The organism is Arsukibacterium sp., assembly GCF_033722355.1.
In the GTDB taxonomy this organism is placed as follows: Bacteria; Pseudomonadota; Gammaproteobacteria; order Enterobacterales; family Alteromonadaceae; genus Alishewanella.
In genome coordinates this window covers 1-16,379 of the sequence record NZ_JAWVZF010000053.1, presented here as the reverse complement: position 1 = coordinate 16,379, position 16,379 = coordinate 1, and the positions used below count along the sequence as shown (strand labels likewise).

Annotated in this window: 11 protein-coding genes; 3 read left to right on the top strand and 8 right to left on the bottom strand. The window is 47.1% G+C overall.

Annotated features, from left to right (window positions below):
* Together R3177_RS07050 and R3177_RS07045 are read right to left on the bottom strand one after the other, a co-directional pair.
* On the bottom strand, positions 1 to 556 hold a 556-nt coding region (locus R3177_RS07050; protein ID WP_318970338.1), incomplete at its 3' end, for a hypothetical protein.
* 97 nt (positions 557 to 653) lie between these two features.
* The gene (locus R3177_RS07045) at positions 654 to 1,898 is read right to left on the bottom strand and encodes an Nramp family divalent metal transporter (protein WP_318970337.1); all 1,245 of its coding nucleotides are present in this window, start codon (positions 1,896 to 1,898) and stop codon (positions 654 to 656) included.
* A gap of 447 nt (positions 1,899 to 2,345) precedes the next feature.
* Here R3177_RS07045 and R3177_RS07040 point away from each other — a divergent pair, with 447 nt between their 5' ends.
* The 3 genes from R3177_RS07040 (at position 2,346) to R3177_RS07030 (ending at position 5,412) form a co-directional block, all read left to right on the top strand.
* Entirely contained in the window at positions 2,346 to 2,921 is a 576-nt protein-coding gene (locus tag R3177_RS07040; RefSeq protein WP_318970336.1) for a hypothetical protein, read from the top strand.
* Between the two features lie 175 nt (positions 2,922 to 3,096).
* Positions 3,097 to 4,335 carry an alkaline phosphatase family protein gene (locus tag R3177_RS07035; protein WP_318970335.1) on the top strand — a complete coding sequence of 413 codons (1,239 nt, stop codon included), beginning with the start codon at positions 3,097 to 3,099 and terminating at the stop codon, positions 4,333 to 4,335.
* A gap of 96 nt (positions 4,336 to 4,431) precedes the next feature.
* Positions 4,432 to 5,412, top strand: a complete 981-nt coding sequence (locus R3177_RS07030; protein ID WP_318970334.1) for a PHB depolymerase family esterase — start codon at positions 4,432 to 4,434, stop codon at positions 5,410 to 5,412.
* Between the two features lie 4 nt (positions 5,413 to 5,416).
* Here R3177_RS07030 and R3177_RS07025 read toward each other — a convergent pair whose 3' ends face one another.
* The 6 genes from R3177_RS07025 to R3177_RS07000 all read right to left on the bottom strand — a co-directional run.
* Positions 5,417 to 6,643 (bottom strand): SAM-dependent methyltransferase, encoded by a 1,227-nt coding sequence (locus R3177_RS07025; protein ID WP_318970333.1) that lies wholly within the window; start codon positions 6,641 to 6,643, stop codon positions 5,417 to 5,419.
* Positions 6,644 to 6,701: 58 nt separating this feature from the next.
* Positions 6,702 to 7,220, bottom strand: a complete 519-nt coding sequence (locus R3177_RS07020; protein WP_318970332.1) for a cell division protein ZapC domain-containing protein — start codon at positions 7,218 to 7,220, stop codon at positions 6,702 to 6,704.
* Positions 7,221 to 7,336: 116 nt separating this feature from the next.
* The gene (gene pyrD / locus R3177_RS07015; protein WP_318970331.1) at positions 7,337 to 8,347 is read right to left on the bottom strand and encodes a quinone-dependent dihydroorotate dehydrogenase; all 1,011 of its coding nucleotides are present in this window, start codon (positions 8,345 to 8,347) and stop codon (positions 7,337 to 7,339) included.
* A gap of 72 nt (positions 8,348 to 8,419) precedes the next feature.
* On the bottom strand, positions 8,420 to 13,246 hold the full coding sequence (locus tag R3177_RS07010; protein WP_318970330.1) for an NAD-glutamate dehydrogenase: 4,827 nt from the start codon (positions 13,244 to 13,246) through the stop codon (positions 8,420 to 8,422).
* 234 nt (positions 13,247 to 13,480) lie between these two features.
* Positions 13,481 to 15,799 (bottom strand): efflux RND transporter permease subunit, encoded by a 2,319-nt coding sequence (locus R3177_RS07005; protein WP_318970329.1) that lies wholly within the window; start codon positions 15,797 to 15,799, stop codon positions 13,481 to 13,483.
* A 1-nt stretch (position 15,800) separates the two neighbouring features.
* Positions 15,801 to 16,379: WD40/YVTN/BNR-like repeat-containing protein (locus tag R3177_RS07000; protein ID WP_413229077.1), on the bottom strand; the 579-nt coding region annotated here is incomplete at its 5' end.

Below are 16,379 nucleotides of genomic sequence, written 5' to 3'. Positions count from 1 at the left end.
TTGTCAGGGCACGGAATACTTCACTGCGGCTTACTTCATAATAATGAACCAGCAACACCAGGCAAACAGAAGCCAGCACTACATTTAACAACGACTCCGGTGTAAAGCTTGCTGCCGGCCATGTCGAAGCGCGCCAGCTCAACAATCCAACAAGGCCGCCCATAAATACCACAGTGGCTACCAGCCCGCGCACCCGGCCTAGCAGAAAAAAAGCTAAGGGTGGGAAAATACATAACCAGTACAATGAGTAAAATGCTGGCGCGGCAAAATATAAATAGCCGATTAAAAAAGTGCCCAGCAACAAAACAGTGTGATTAGCGCCCTTTCTTACATTATTTGAAACCTGAAAGCGGCGCAATATTGTGGTTGCCAGAACAGCAGCAATAAAATCGAGCAAAGCAACACTGTATAAAGAAAAAAACGCAAGATTAACAAAAAAGAAAAAGGTAAAGATGACAACCATACCAAGCAGCATACCGTTAATCAGGTATACCTGCCGGTATTCCGGATCAATAGGTTTAAACCGCTGATTATTCGTTATAAAGTGTTTTAACACTTAAGCCCCTGCTAACTGATTACCCAAAGCATGGTAATCAATACCCTGCCCACTGACAACGCACCTAGTTAAGTTAGCGACCTTCACATTAGTCCGTTCAGCTAAAAAACGCCAGATATAAACTACGGCCACTTAACAGTAAAGTCAGAAGCCATACGATGCTTGCAACAATATTCTGGCGCCGGCTATTACGATACACGCCCATTATCCTGGCGTTCACTGCCACCAGTAAGGTCAGACTGATAACCGGTAATAAAATACCATTAGCGACCTGGGCAAACCAGATCACTGCCAGCGGTTTAATTCCTGCAGAGGATAAACCGACCCCTATCACGATAATGGTTAGCCAGCAGGCTCTGAATTGTGTCGTTGATAATGGCACTAAACCATTCAGCGCATAGGCCGCTGCCAGCGGTGCCGTAATTGCTGAGCTTATTCCGGCAGCAAGCAATCCGCCAGCCATTAACCAGACAGCTGCATCACCGGCTAACGGTTGGAGTGAACGGGCTAAGTCAGCGGCACTATTAATACTCTGCGCCTGACCAAAAAAAGCGGTCGCGGCAGTAGACAGAATGGCAACAGAAATCAGGCCGCCAAGCGGAATAGCAGTACGAATATCAGCATTAGACATAGCCAGTTGCTGTGTTAGGTCCATTGCAGACCCCTGCCATTTTCGCGCACTGACGGCGGCATGCAGAAACAGGGAATAAGGTACAACTGTGGTACCGACCAGGGCAATAACTGACAATAAAGCACCATCAGGTAACACCGGCTTGACTAAACCGATAAGTAATGCCGGGTAATCAGGCTGACTTAAGAACAGGGTAAACAGAAATGCCAGGCTCATAATTAAAACCAGACCAATCAGGCAGCGTTCCAGCACTGCATAATTGCCTTGCCATAATACCGCTGTAGCAGCCAGACCAATCAGCAAAGCCCATGGATTTGCCAGCCCGCTATCGCGCAGTGCTGTTACTGGCCAGTAGTTTTGCCACAATGCATCAGCGCCCATACTGGCCCCACTGATATTTCCCCCCTGATAAGCACTGTTGCCAATAACAATAGCAGCAATGATCAATAGTATCAGCGGGTACCTTAGCCAGGGGGTACTGAAGAAATGCCGGATATTTTCACCCAGCCCCTGACCGGTAACAATGCCCAGCCGGGCAGCCATTTCCTGCAATACCATAGTGGTAATCACTGAAAATACCAGCGCCCAAAGTAACGCATAACCATAATGTGCGCCTGCCAGCGAGGCACTGATCACCGTCCCGGGGCCGATAAAAGCAGCCGTAACCAAAGTTGCCGGCCCAAAGCTGAAAAAAGGTGTTTTCGTTTTCATAAGCAGCACGTCATCGGATTAATATTATTATGCTGGAGCTGATATTGCTTGTGCAGTGTAACGGCAAACTTCAAGCGATGTCTAATGGCGCGTCAGTGTGCTCGTTGACCACTGGCTGCACTTTGTTTATGAAACCGCTATACTGCAGCTCTATTGATTTGGTATTGCCAATTTGCGGAGGTCACAATTCTAACTGAAAACAGACAAACCCATCGCGTTGGCAGTCAGCTTTGTACCGTTTTAAGTGCAACCTTAGCTTTGATATCGGTAACAGTTAGTGCTGAAAAATCTACCGGACATAGTCCACAAACTGTGGCACTCAGGTTTTGCTATGAAGATAAGCAATTATTACCTTATTACACGGGCAATAGCGCAGCAGTACCAGTCTCCCCCGGAGCAACAATCGAACATTTACAGCAGGCTACAGCTGCAGCAGGAGTTTCACTGGTGTTAGTCAGAATGCCCTGGCTGCGCTGCCTGCAACAACTGGCAGATAATCAGGTTGACGCTCTGGTGGCATCGTATAGCAGTGAGCGCGAACACTACACCGTTTATCCGCGTGATGACAATAACAAACCCGATCCCGGCAGAGCAATTAACACTAACGCTCTTTGTCTTGCACATCGCTTTGACATCGATCTGGGAGCAAAAATTAAAGATACCGCCTCGAAATTTACGATTGCCAGGCCATACGGCTACAGGCCATTACCGTTACCCAGGCATGCAGTATTGGTGGGGGCCCATTCGCCGGAACAGGCACTGGAGTTAGTCGTGTCAGGCCGGGTTGATGCGACGACGGTAACTTGCCAGCTAAATGGATTAGCAGCGAACAAGCAGGAAATAGACACATTACCGGTAAAAATTCATCAACCACCGGCGTATTATACAGAAGGATATCTGATGTTGAGTAAACAATTTTATTTGCAACATCCCGACGTTACCGAACATCTTTGGCAGCTTTTACCTCAGACGCTGCAGCCTGAGCGCTATCTTAATTATTTGGCTTACCCTCAGGGATTCTGACAAGCTGGTGTGAGTAATTTACTGGTCAGATTTACCACTGACCGCAACTTTTAGCGTGTCAGGCCACTTTAAGTGTCGTAGAAACCAGATTAAGTTAACATAAGCAAAGCAAACAACCCGTAAGAAACGAGAAGAGCAAACCGCAATGCATACCGTTTTTAACCTACTAAATTGCATGTTGGTATCACTGCTACTGGTATCAGCGTGCAGTTCAAACGGTAATCCGGACCAGCAACCAACACCATCATCGACTATTATTCTTATCTCGCTGGATGGTTTCAGCCAGCAGTATCTGGGGAAATACCCTGCTCCGCATATTGAAAGGCTAATAACTCAGGGTGTTGTTGCCGAGGCAATGCAGCCGGCCTTCCCTACTAAAACCTTTCCGAACCACTACAGCGTTGTTACCGGTCTATATCCGGGTAATCATGGTATTGTTGAAAACAATATTTATGATGCCGATTTCGATGCAATATTCAGGATGAGTAAACCAGAGGAAGTCAGGCATCGCCGCTGGTGGTTGGGCGAGCCAATCTGGGTGACGGCAGAAATGCAGGGGATTAAAACGGCAACCTATTTTTATCCTGGTTCAGAGGCCGATATCAAAGGTATTCGTCCTACTTATTGGCGCACCTATGACGGCGACATCAGTAACACTGAGCGTGTGCAATCGGTACTTGACTGGCTGGCACTACCTGAGGCTGACAGACCCGGCTTTCTGACATTGTATTTCAGTTCAATTGACGATGCCGGACACAGCTATGGCCCCAATTCAGCTGAGGTGAAATCAGCAATAGCAGACGTTGACAAGGCTATTGGCGATTTGATTGCGGGCTTAAAAAGACAAAACTTATTTGACCAGGTCAATCTGCTACTGGTATCAGATCACGGTATGGCAGAAGTCCCGCCGGATCAGGTGATCGTGGTAGATAACCTGTTTGATACCAATCAGGCTGCGTTAACATTATGGACGCCGGAAATTGTTTCTATTTTCCCCAAGCCCGGCCAACTGGAATCGGTTTACCAGCAGCTAAGCGCCAGCCTGCCAGACAGCGCCACAGTGTATCGAAAAGAGGATTTACCCGATCGCTGGCATTACAAACAAAGTAAACGAGTGGCACCTTTACTGATCATTCCCGAACCGGGTTGGCGTTTAATGCGGCAAAGCCAGTATCAACGCTGGCAGCAAACATCAGACATATCATCGGTTAGCGGCAGTCATGGCTATGACAACACAGCGCCATCTATGCAGGCCATTTTTATCGGCCACGGCCCTGCTTTTGCGAAAGGCGAAACCATTCCAGCTTTTGCGAACATTGAGTTATATAACCTGATGTGTATTATTTTAGGTATAAAACCGGCTGTTAACGATGGTGACCCAAAGTGGGCCAGCCAGGTGTTAAAACTTGAATAAGTCGAAACAAAAGACAGCCGGCAATACTAAAGCGTTATTGTTAGCCAAGCCCGGCTGTGGCATGTTAGCCCAATTAAAACGCTTAATGGATTTTTTATGAAAACCAGCATACTCGCCTGCGCCATTTTCACCGGCTTGCTTACCGCCAGTCACTCCGCCCTGGCTGAACTGCCTGACTTGAATATAACGGACAATATCACCGTTTCGGGGCTTTCATCAGGCGGTTACATGGCTGCGCAATTTCACCTGGCATTTTCTGACAAAGTATCAGGAGCGGCCATTATTGCCGGAGGCCCGGTTTATTGTGCTCAGAGCAGCCTGGCGATTGCATTTGCTAATTGTATGGGCAAGCCTGAAAGCAAACCTGATCTGGCGTCGATAGAACACTACCTGAGCACACTTGAACAGCAGCAGCAATTGGCTTCGCGGGACAATCTGCAAGATGATAATGTCTGGATTCTGCACGGTAAAATGGATTCGACCGTCCATCCGGCTATTGGCAAGGCACTTTACAATCAGTATCAGCAGTGGATGCCAGCTGAACGTATTAAACTGATAACAGATAAACCGTTTGCTCACCACTTTCCAACTGACACGACCACTGGCACGGCCTGTGATGTTTCGCAACCGCCTTTTATTGCCAGCTGCAGTTATGATGCTGCCGGCGAATTATTAACACATCTGTTAGGCGAAATTAAGGCTAAAGCAGCTGCTGCCACAGGCATGATGCACCAGTTAACCCAAAGTCAGGCAGGAAGCGAGCTGGCAACTACAGCGTATGCCTATATTCCAGCACAATGCGCTGCGGGTCAGCCTTGCCGGGTGCACATCAGTTTTCATGGCTGCAGACAGCATGCTGCCGTCGTTGGCGATGCCTACGTTACAGGCACAGGTTTAAACCAGTATGCCGATAGTAATAACCTGGTGATCCTGTACCCGCAGGTAGCAACCAGCGCACTTAATCCACACGGTTGCTGGGACTGGTGGGGCTACAGTGATGAAAATTATATCAGCAGACAGGCCCCCCAGCTGCAAGCCGTTATGCGTTTAGCAGAACAGTTAGGCGTTGAAAACTAAGTGGCTAACCTTGTGGCTTAGCCAGCAGCAGTTGCTCCAGACACTGCTGCTTAATACCATAAAACTGTTTAATCGCGTCAATTTGTTGCAGAACGGCACTGTTGTCATGGACCTTTTTACGCCTGGTCGCCAGAATCATTTTATTTTTACTGGTGTGTTCGAGCGATATAAATTCAAACACCTTAGTTTGATAGCCATGAGCTTCCAGCAACAACGCGCGTAAACTGTCGGTTACCATTTCCGCTTCCTGCCCCAGATGTATGCCGTGTACCAGCATCGGCGCCATCACTTCAGGCAAGCGGATTTGCGGTCGGATTTCTTTATGGCAACAGGGTGAACACATAATAATTTCGGCACCCGTCCTGATCCCCATATTAATGGCATAATCAGTGGCAATATCACAGGCATGCAGCGCTACCATGACATTAATACCCCGGGTTTTAAAATGTTTAACGTCACCCTGTTCAAAACGTAAGCCAGTCAGGTTAAGCGCTGACGCTGTTTCATTACACAAATCCACCAGATTTTGTCGTAATTCTACGCCGGTAATTTGCGCCTGCAAATTCAGGGTGTGGCAAAAGTAATCATGCATTGCAAATGTCAGATAAGCTTTCCCTGAGCCAAAATCTGCAACGTGTAACTGCGTCGCCTGAAGCAGTCCGGTGTCTTTGACGGCGCCTTGCAGTATTTCAATAAACTTATTAATTTGTTTCCACTTATTTGTCATAGCAGGAATAAGCTGTCCGTGCGTATCTGTGACGCCTAAAGCGCTCAGAAATGGCCGGCTTTGCTCAACAAACCGTTGTTTCTGCCGATTATGACTGATATCAGGTTTCTGGCTCGCTATTGCTTTTTTAACATTCAGCAAAGCTTTACCTTTTTTACTGATGGTAAGTTGTACTTCACTGGTTTCGGTCGATAATTGGCCAGCTTTAAAGTGCGCAGGTAACAATTCAGTCAGTAATCTACCTGCCTCATCCGCCGGGTAATTCTCTGTCTGATGATTGGTTTGATATTGCCAGACAAAACGCCAGCGCAGTTCTGATTTTATCTCAACCGGGCTGATCAACAGTCGCTGCAGTTCATCCTTGGGTCCCTGATATTTAGTTAGCAGCAGTCGTTGTAAACTTTTATCAGCCATAGCCTGCTTAGTCAGAGAGAAAAACCGCTGAAGCTGGGGATTGCCAGCGCCAGCGGTGGTATCAGATGTTAATGTTAAAGATGCAGACAAACCCCGCTCCTGAAATAACGAAAGCAACAGGGGGGCATAATACCACTGTTAGCGGCTTTCAGGCACTACGGGCGAGCATAGTCGGTTGGTTTAAAGGACTCACCCTGTTCCGCAGCAAACGCACTGTGGTTGCTGCCTTAATGGTTTTACCTGCCAGGGTCTGTACATCACTGAGCATTAAGCAGCTGACACAGTCGGTATCTTCAGCAATAACCAATGCCACGGCCCTGCCCGCAGTGCCGACAATACTGACCAGTTCAGCAAATTGAACCCGGCTGGTTACCTGCTCCGGGAAATACCAGCTTTTGTGAGCCTGTAATTGCAAATATTGATAACTTAACGCGTGCAGACAAAACTCGAGCCGTTGCTCGTCACTCAGCGGCAAAGACTCCATGCTATCCATAAACTGCCAGAATAATTCTGCTTCAGCTATAGCAAAACGCTGCTGTACCGGCAATACCGTTAACTGGCGGGATGTTAAATGAGAGCAAAACTGAGCTTGCTCGCTGATATCCAGCAATAGACGGTCGCGTTGCGGGCAATATGTCCAGCTCCAGCGCTCCGATGGCGTTAACATAGTCAATCCCTTACAAACAAGTTGTTGAAATAGCTTACACTTTTCATCACTATAGCATGTTGATCAGCTTGTTAAAGATTATTTACTTATAACAATACCGGATCGCAAACTGATCTTTATAAGTCATTGATGATCGTTTTCACCAATGCGGGACCACGATAGATAAAGCCGGTATAAATTTGTAATAAGTTAGCGCCAGCGGCTAATTTAGCCTGGGCAGATGCACTGTCGTTAATGCCGCCAACTCCGATTATTGGCAGCTTCGGCCCCAGCGCCTGACGTAACTGGCTGACAATGTCTGTGCTTTTCTGCTGCACTGGTAAACCACTCAAACCTCCGGCCTCGTTAGCATGAGGCAGGCCCTGCACTAAGGTTCTGTCTAACGTGGTATTGGTAGCGATAGCGCCATCCATTTTGCTTTTTAATAAAGTCTCTGCTACCTGACAAACCGCCGTGTGATCCATATCGGGCGCAATTTTAACGAATATCGGTACGTATTTGTCATACTGAGCCTGCAGGTCCAGCTGTTCATTTTTTACTGTCTGGAGTAAATCCAGCAAGGCATCACCAAACTGTAAATCACGCAAGCCCGGCGTATTAGGCGAGGAAATATTGACAGTGATGTAGCTGGCATGGGGGTAAACTTTTCGCATACAGCTGACATAGTCATCTTTGCCGCGCTCGTTACTGGTATCTTTGTTCTTGCCGATATTGATACCGAGCACACCTTTATAACTGGCGTTTTTAACATTGTGCACCAGATAATCGACACCTTTATTATTAAACCCCATGCGGTTAATAATTGCCTCGGCCCCCGGCAAACGGAAAATTCTGGGTTTTTCATTGCCATCCTGCGGTCGGGGAGTCACTGTGCCAACTTCAATAAAACCGAAGCCCATCTGACCAAAGGCATCAATGCAATCAGCGTTCTTATCCAGACCGGCAGCAAGGCCAAGTGGATTTTCAAACCGGATGCCGGCCACAGTAACGGGTTTAGTCGCAACCTGCTGGCGCCAGAGTATAGAAGCAGGTGTATGGGCTAACCGCTTCAAACTGCCAAGTGCCAGATTATGGGCGCGTTCAGCGTCACAGGTAAACATTATTTTTTTTGCAAAAGAGTAGAACATAAGCGCCTTTAAGAAAAAAATACCCCGGTAATTACCGGGGTATTGTAACCATAGTCCAGGCTTATTTCAGCATTAAACTGACTGACTTAATAACATAAGTTCGCGCATGGCAACTGAGAATTTAGCAAACTCATGGCTCTTGGTCGTTTTAAATTCGGCCAGCATTAAACGCCAGCGCTCAACCAGGATCTGATGCTGCGCCAGCCAGCTTTCAATAACGTCATCAGCCGCACAGGACTTGCCGCAGCTACGCACCACGACGGCAGTCAATGAACGTTGTTGCCAGTCCAGCTCTTCCCGGTATGAAGCCCGTGCCAACGCTTGCCAGTGATTAGCCACCGGCTGCTGAGTAATTTGCTCGAGGAACCAGTGCAGATCAAGCCGGTCACCCAGTTTAAAGTAAATTTCAGCCACCATCGCCAGTGAAATACCCTGATTGTCGCTCACCTGCGCAATATCCATTACTGAAAATACCGTGCTTAACTGAGTCAGGTAGCGGGCAATATCGGTTGGGATACCTTGATCAACCAGGCCCTGCTCGTTTTCACGTAGTTGTGCCAGTTCCGCTTCTGCCAGGTAGTTTGCCAAATCACGGGAAATAGCCTGATAAGCGGGTTTAAAGAAATCAATCGTTTGCTGGATATCCATCGTTTTATTACGATGACGGATAAACCAGCGGGTAGCCCGGCGCATTGTCCGTCTTAACTGGAATAACAAGCGGTTTTGCAGCGATGCTGGAACTTTATTATCCAGCTGTTCCAGCTGTTTCCAGACCGCCGGCAGGTCAAATAAGTCACGGGCAATGGCGTAACACAGGGCAATTTCGCCAATGTTGGCACCCGTTTCCTCCAGCATTCGCTGAGCAAAGTTCGGCCCCATTTCATTGACCAGCATATTGGCAAGCTTGGTAGCAATGATTTCTGCTTTTAACGGATGAGTTTCCATTTCCTTGGCGTATTGCTTTTGCAACAGCTCAGGAAAAGCAGTAAATAATTGGCGTTTGAAATAGGCATTCTCATAAATCTCCGGTAACACCAGCCGCTCTTTCAGTACCATCTTGCCGTATGCGGTTAAAATAGCCAGCTCAGGACGGGTCAGGCCAATACCTTTGACCATTCGTTCTGCCAGTTCATCATCGCTTGGCAGGAACTCCAGCTCCCGGTTCAGTTTACCGTCTTTTTCCAGCGTATGAATAAAGCGGGTATACTCTTTGATTTGTTCAGAACCCAGCAACGATGACAGTGTAATGCTCTGCGTTTGCCGGTAGCACTCTTTAAGAACCAGAGCGGCAACATCGTCCGTCATATCATTTAATAATTTGTTACGCTGTTTCAACGTCAAATCACCGCCCTGCACCAGCGAATTAAGTAAAATTTTAATATTTACTTCATTATCTGAGCAGGTAACACCACCCACGTTGTCGACAAAGTCGGTATTAATCCGGCCGCCGTTAGCAGCAAATTCAATCCGGCCACGTTGCGTCGCGCCAAGGTTACCGCCTTCACCAAATATTTTGGCTTTTAAATCTTTACCGTTAATTCTAAGTGGTTCTGAACCCCGGTCGCCCACTTCAGCGTGGCTTTCTGTGGTTGCTTTAATATAAGTGCCGATCCCGCCATTCCAAATCAGATCGACCGGCATCATCAGACATTCGCGGATCAGCTCGTTTGGCGTCATACTCGCTTTGGTGGTACCCAGCATTTCTTTCATCTGTGGCGATAGTTTAATGGATTTGGCACTGCGGGCAAATACACCGCCGCCCTCAGAAATCAGCGACTTGTCATAATCGTCCCAGGTAGAGGTCGGCAGATTAAATAACCGCTCCCGCTCCACATAGCTGGTTGCTGCATCAGGATTAGGATCAATGAAAATGTGCATGTGGTTAAATGCCGCTTGCAGACGGATATGTTTGGATAACAACATACCATTACCGAACACATCTCCGGCCATATCACCTATACCGACACAGGTAAAATCAGTACTCTGACAATCGATCCCGGTTTCACGGAAATGCCGCTTGACCGCTTCCCAGCCACCCCGGGCCGTAATTCCCATTTTCTTATGGTCATAGCCGTTAGAACCGCCCGAGGCAAACGCATCACCCAGCCAGAAACCATATTCTTCAGAAATGCCGTTTGAAATATCTGAGAAGGTGGCTGTACCTTTGTCTGCGGCAACCACCAGGTAAGGATCGTCCTCGTCTAACCGGCTGACATTATCTGGCGGCACTATGCTGCCCTGGACAATGTTATCGGTAATATCCAGCAAACCGCGGATAAAGGTGCGGTAACATGCTTTGCCCTCAGCAATAAAGGCATCGCGGCCACCCGTTTCCGGCAGCTTTTTACAAACAAAACCGCCTTTAGCACCAGATGGTACGATAACGGTATTTTTAACCTGTTGTGCTTTGACCAGGCCTAAAACTTCGGTACGGAAATCTTCACGACGATCAGACCAGCGTAAGCCACCACGAGCCACTTTACCAAACCGCAGATGCACCCCTTCAACCCGCGGCGAATAAACGAAAATCTCAAACATCGGCAGCGGTAATGGCATATCCGGAATTAAATCAGGTTTAATTTTAAAAGAGATATAGGGCTTATCAGTGCCGTCATCAGCCGGTTGATAGTAATTGGTCCGTAATGTCGCGTTAATCATATTGACAAAACGGCGGATAATTCTGTCGTCATCCAGATTGGCGACATTCTCAAGCTGGGCGTTAATTTGCTCTTCCAGTTTTTCGATAGACTTTGCCGTCGCTTTGGATGCTGGTGCAAACTTTTTATCAAACAACTGAACCAGTAGCGCAGCCAGATTGGGGTAGCGGGTAAAGGTACTTTCAACATAATTCTGGCTGAACGTGCCGCCTATCTGCCTTTTATACTTGGCATATGCCCTGATAATAGAAGCCTGACGTCCGGTTAAACCTGCCCCCAGAATTAGCCGGTTGAAACCATCGTCTTCCAGCTGACCGCTCCAGACTTTAGCAAACGATAACTGGAAGCTGTGCTGTGCTTCGGCAAAATCCAGCGGAACGTCTCCGTTTAGCTCCATTGAGAAGTTTAATATCCAGCTGACTTTACCGTCCGGCGATTTAACGGCATAGGGTGTTTCGCCAATGACTCTCAGACCAAAGTTTTCCAGCATGGGTAAAACATCAGACAGATGAATGGGGTGGTCTTTGTGAAACAGATTTAAGCGTACGGCCTTACTGTCTTTGCTTTCTTCCTGCGGCCGGTAAAACAGCATTTCCAGTTTATTGTCATCGTTTAACGATTCAAGTTTGCCAATATCAACCAGCGCGTCGCTTGGCAGCATTTCTTCTTTGTAAGCACGTGGGAAACTATTAACATATTTTCGGCCCAACTCCCGGCCCTTAGCTTCACCGTAAACACCGGTTAATGCTGTCTCTAACTTGTCTTCCCAGGTACGGGCTGCTTCAACCAGATTGCGTTCAATATCTTTCACTTTATACTCGACATGGCTATCAGTGATCCGTACCAGATAATGCGTACGGGCCAACACAGATTCTGAAAAATAGGTAGTAAATTCTACCGGTTCGTCGGTACCCAGTGCCCGTTGTAAAATGGCCTGGGTTTCTTTGCGTAACTGAGTGTTATATCGCTCACGCGGCACATAAACCATGGCAGTAACAAACCGGCCAAAGGCATCTTTGCGCATAAATAAGCGGGTCATATCCCGCTCCTGCATCTGCAGCACGCCCATCGCCACATGCAGTAATTCTTCTGCACTGGCCTGAATCAGCTCGTCGCGCGGATAGGTTTCAAGAATGTTTAACAGCGCTTTATAGGCATGGGTGCCGGTGGCAAACTCTGACATCGCCATAACCCGGGCCAGTTTAGTTTTCAACAGCGGAATATCCGCTGCGCTGTTATTGTATAGTGATGAAGAATACAAACCAATAAAGCGATGTTCGCCAACGACTTTCCCGTCTTTGTCGAACTGTTTTACGCCGACATAATCTATGTAGGCAGGCCGGTGAACTCTGGATTTATTATTGGTTTTAGTCAGTACCAGTAGTGACGGGCTCAATGCCTGCTTACGGCCTGCATCTGGCAATTCTGATAACATCAGATCACGCGACTCAGAGCGGCGCATCAGGCCCAGTGAGGTTTTATCGATACCAGAAATTTTGTAATCACCCTTTACCGGGGTAATTTTGTATTCACGGTAACCAAGCAAGGTGAAATTGTCTTTGACCAGCCAATTTAAAAAATCTGTCGTTTCTTTAATCTCGTCGGCAGCAGCCTTTCCGCTTTGTTTGACGAATGTCTTAATGACATCCTGCAGTTTCTGGCGAATAGGTTGCCAGTCGTTTACGGCAAGAGATACATCCTCCATGACCGAATGTAATTCCGATTTTAATGCCTGAATTGTTGCATCATCGGTGATCCGATCAATTTCAATATGAAAAACCGTTTGCTGGGTGCTTGAACTGGCTTTACTGCCCAGTTTAAAAAAGTCAGTGATATTACCTGCCTTATCCCGCTGAGTCTGCAGCGGATAATGCAACAGCAAATGCGCAGCGATACCGTGCCGACTTAATGCCATACGGACGGAATCAACCAGAAACGGCATATCCTGAACCACTATCTCAACTATGGTATGTTTTGACTCCCAGCCATGCCGGGAAATTTCAGGATTATAAACCCGGATCCGGGCTTCAGGTTCAGCATGCTGGTTAAATGTCTGCCACAAACTTAATGCTGCGCCATACAAATCACTGTCATTACGACCAACCAGATCTTCGTTCGACATATTGCCATAGAGAGTATAAGCAAACTTTTCCACCAGCTCGGGCTGGTCTTTTACTTTTTGTTTTATCAGCTTGCTTACGTTTTGTAGTAGTACAGAGGGATGACCATCTATCAGTGCCATTATTGTATCCTTTTTCAGAGCACAGCTTTTACAGCTGGTTCTACCTAACATACAAGGTCTTGTCTGCTGCGCAGTGTAGTGACTATTGTAGCGCTTTTGAAGCACTATTTCTGGCTTTTATGCTGGTTAAACCAGTGGTTTTTAAGGCTTTTGACAACTTATTCAGTTGGCTTAAATAGAAAATGGCCTTTCGGCCATTTTCGTGTTTAAACATGCAGAAATAATTTTTTGCTGTTAACGATTATTCCGCCAGAATACTGCTGCTAAAGCCGGAAGCACCACTACCGCGCCAAGCATATTTACAATAAACATAAAGGTTAACAGAATTCCCATATCTACCTGGAATTTTAATGCTGAAAATACCCAGGTGCTGACGCCTATCGCCAGTGTAATACCGGTAAATAACACGGCACTGCCCCGCTCTTTCAGTGCTTCAAAATAGGCCTGTCGTAATGGCATTCCATCGCGCAGCAACTGACTCATGCTGGACAGAATATAAATCCCATAATCGACACCAATCCCTACCCCAAGTGCAATGACCGGCAAGGTTGATACGGTCAGGCCAATTTGCAGCTTCGTCATCAGCGCCATTGCCAGCACCGATACGACATACAGTGGCACGACAACGGCAATGGTTGCCCTGACGGAGCGGAAACTTAGCAAACACAGCACAATAACGGCACCATAGACATACCACATCATCGGCTGCTGAGCTGCAGATACCGCTTCATTAGTTGCCGCCATGACACCGGCTGGACCTGAAGCGAGTTTAAACTGAGTTTGCTCATCTCCAAGCTCGGCACCATATTTTTTGGCAGCACTGACGACCCGCTCGATAGTTTCAGCTTTATGATCTTCTAGAAATATCATAACCGGCATAACAGAGCAGTCAGCATTCAGTAACCCTGTGCTGGTTTCAACTCTGGACGTGGCCTGGACTAATGACTGAGTATTACGTGGTAATACCCGCCACTTCTGGTTGCCTTCGTTATAGGCCGCATTAATGGTTTTCGATACGGATGACAACGATATTGCAGATTGTACCCCCTGCACATTTTCCATCAGCCACTGAAACTGATCAATGCGGTCCATAATGTCATGCTCAGTACAGGCACTGGGTATCGTTTCAACCATAATGTTGATGTAATCAACAGAAATAGCAAAACTGTCAGTAATTAACTTAGTGTCGAGATTATAACGGGAGTCTTCATGTAACGACGGAGCACCTTCATGCAGGTCACCAATCTTCAGTTGCTGACTTTGCCAGTAACCGGCCGCAAATATAATGGCCGTAACAACCAGAATGCCATAAGCATACCGTCGGGTAGCAAAGGCTGACATGGCATACCAGAATTTCTCTGCCTTAACCGAGGGCGTCGCCACCCGTGCTTTGTACGCGGCACTGAATTTGACATAAGACATCAACACCGGCAGCAGGATCAGGTTGGTTAAAATAATGACCGCCACACCTAAACTGGCAGTTATAGCTAATTCACGAATAACGCCAATTTCAATGATCAGTAACGTTAAAAAGCCAACCGTATCCGATAACAACGCAACGCCACCTGGAACCAGCAGTTTTCGAAAACTCGACTCGGCCGCGGTTTTTGCGTCCATTCCGGCAGCAACGCGTTTGCCGGTAGAGTTGATCATCTGCACCCCATGGCTGACACCGATAGCGAATACCAGAAAGGGAACCAGAATAGACATCGGATCAATACCAAAACCCAACACGGTCAGTAAGCCCATTTGCCACACAACAGCGATCAGAGAACAGGCTATTGGCAGCACCGTTAACATGACTGATTTGGAGAAGAAATACACCATCAAGGCAGTGACACCAATCGCAACGAGGAAAAACAACACTACCCCTTTGGCGCCGTCAGCAACATCACCGACCATTTTCGCAAAGCCAATAATATGCAAACTAATCTGTTCGCTCTGATACTTAGCCCTGATGTTTTGTTCAAGGGCAACCGCAAACTCAAGCGTATCTACGGCTTCCCCTGTTTCAGAGTCAATCTCGAGTAGCTGCGCAGTAATCATGGCACAGCTGTAATCGTCGGCGACCATACGGCCGACTATGCCCGCTTTTTCAATATTAGCTTTGACCTTTTCAAGGCCAGAGTTATCAGCGACAAAATCAGCGGGGATGACCGGACCACCAGCAAAACCGTCTTCCACCACCTCAATAAAGCGGGTACTGGGACTGAACAATGATTTAACCAATACCCGGTTAATACCTGGGGTATAAAGTACTTCGTCATGTACCTGACGGAAAGTGTCAAAAAATGTCGGATTAAAAATGTCACCACTGTTGTCACAGACTGCAATCAGGATATTGTTAGCGCCGCCGAAATCTTCAGCATGCTCCTGATATATCTGCATATATTCGTGCTGCAATGGAATATTTTTGGTAAAGGCAGCATCGAGCTTTATCTCAGTTGCTTTAATTAGTAAACCAATCGTCACCAGCAGAAAAATAACCAGCACCGCCAGGCGATGCCGGAATAACGCATACTCAATTTTATTAACCAGGGAATTTACACTCATATTATTCAGACTTATCCAGGTTTAATTCTTTAATGCCAACTTCAGTAACCAGTATCAGCTTGTTGCCCTTTACCACACCATTTAAAATGGCCTTGCCATCTGGCTGTGAGCGCTCAGTAAAAGTCAGGCCGTCATCTTTACTCTGTAGCAAAGTACCAGAATTACCCGCCAGAAAAATGTTGCCACTAGCATCACTGAAAATACTATTGAGCGTTGCAGATTCAGTTAGGCCGATTTGCTGCCAGCTCTGACCGTTATCTTCACTGCGAAACAGGTGTCCGCGCAAACCTGCCGCCAGCAAGCTCATGTCCGGGGTGCGATGCAGATCAAACAGAGAACCATTGTAAAATTCATCTATTCGCTGCCAGCTACTGCCAAAATCAGCACTTTTCGCGATAAAGCCTGCCTCTCCGACCATGTATAACGTCTTACCATCGACAAAGAGTCGGTTAAAATGAGGTAAAATAGAGGTTAATTCTGTTCGGTAACCTTCAGGATCCGTTTGCTGCAACTCCAACAGGTATTCTTTATCTTCCTCTGCAGCAAGTTCGATAAATAACGCCTGCTCCCATGTGTCGCC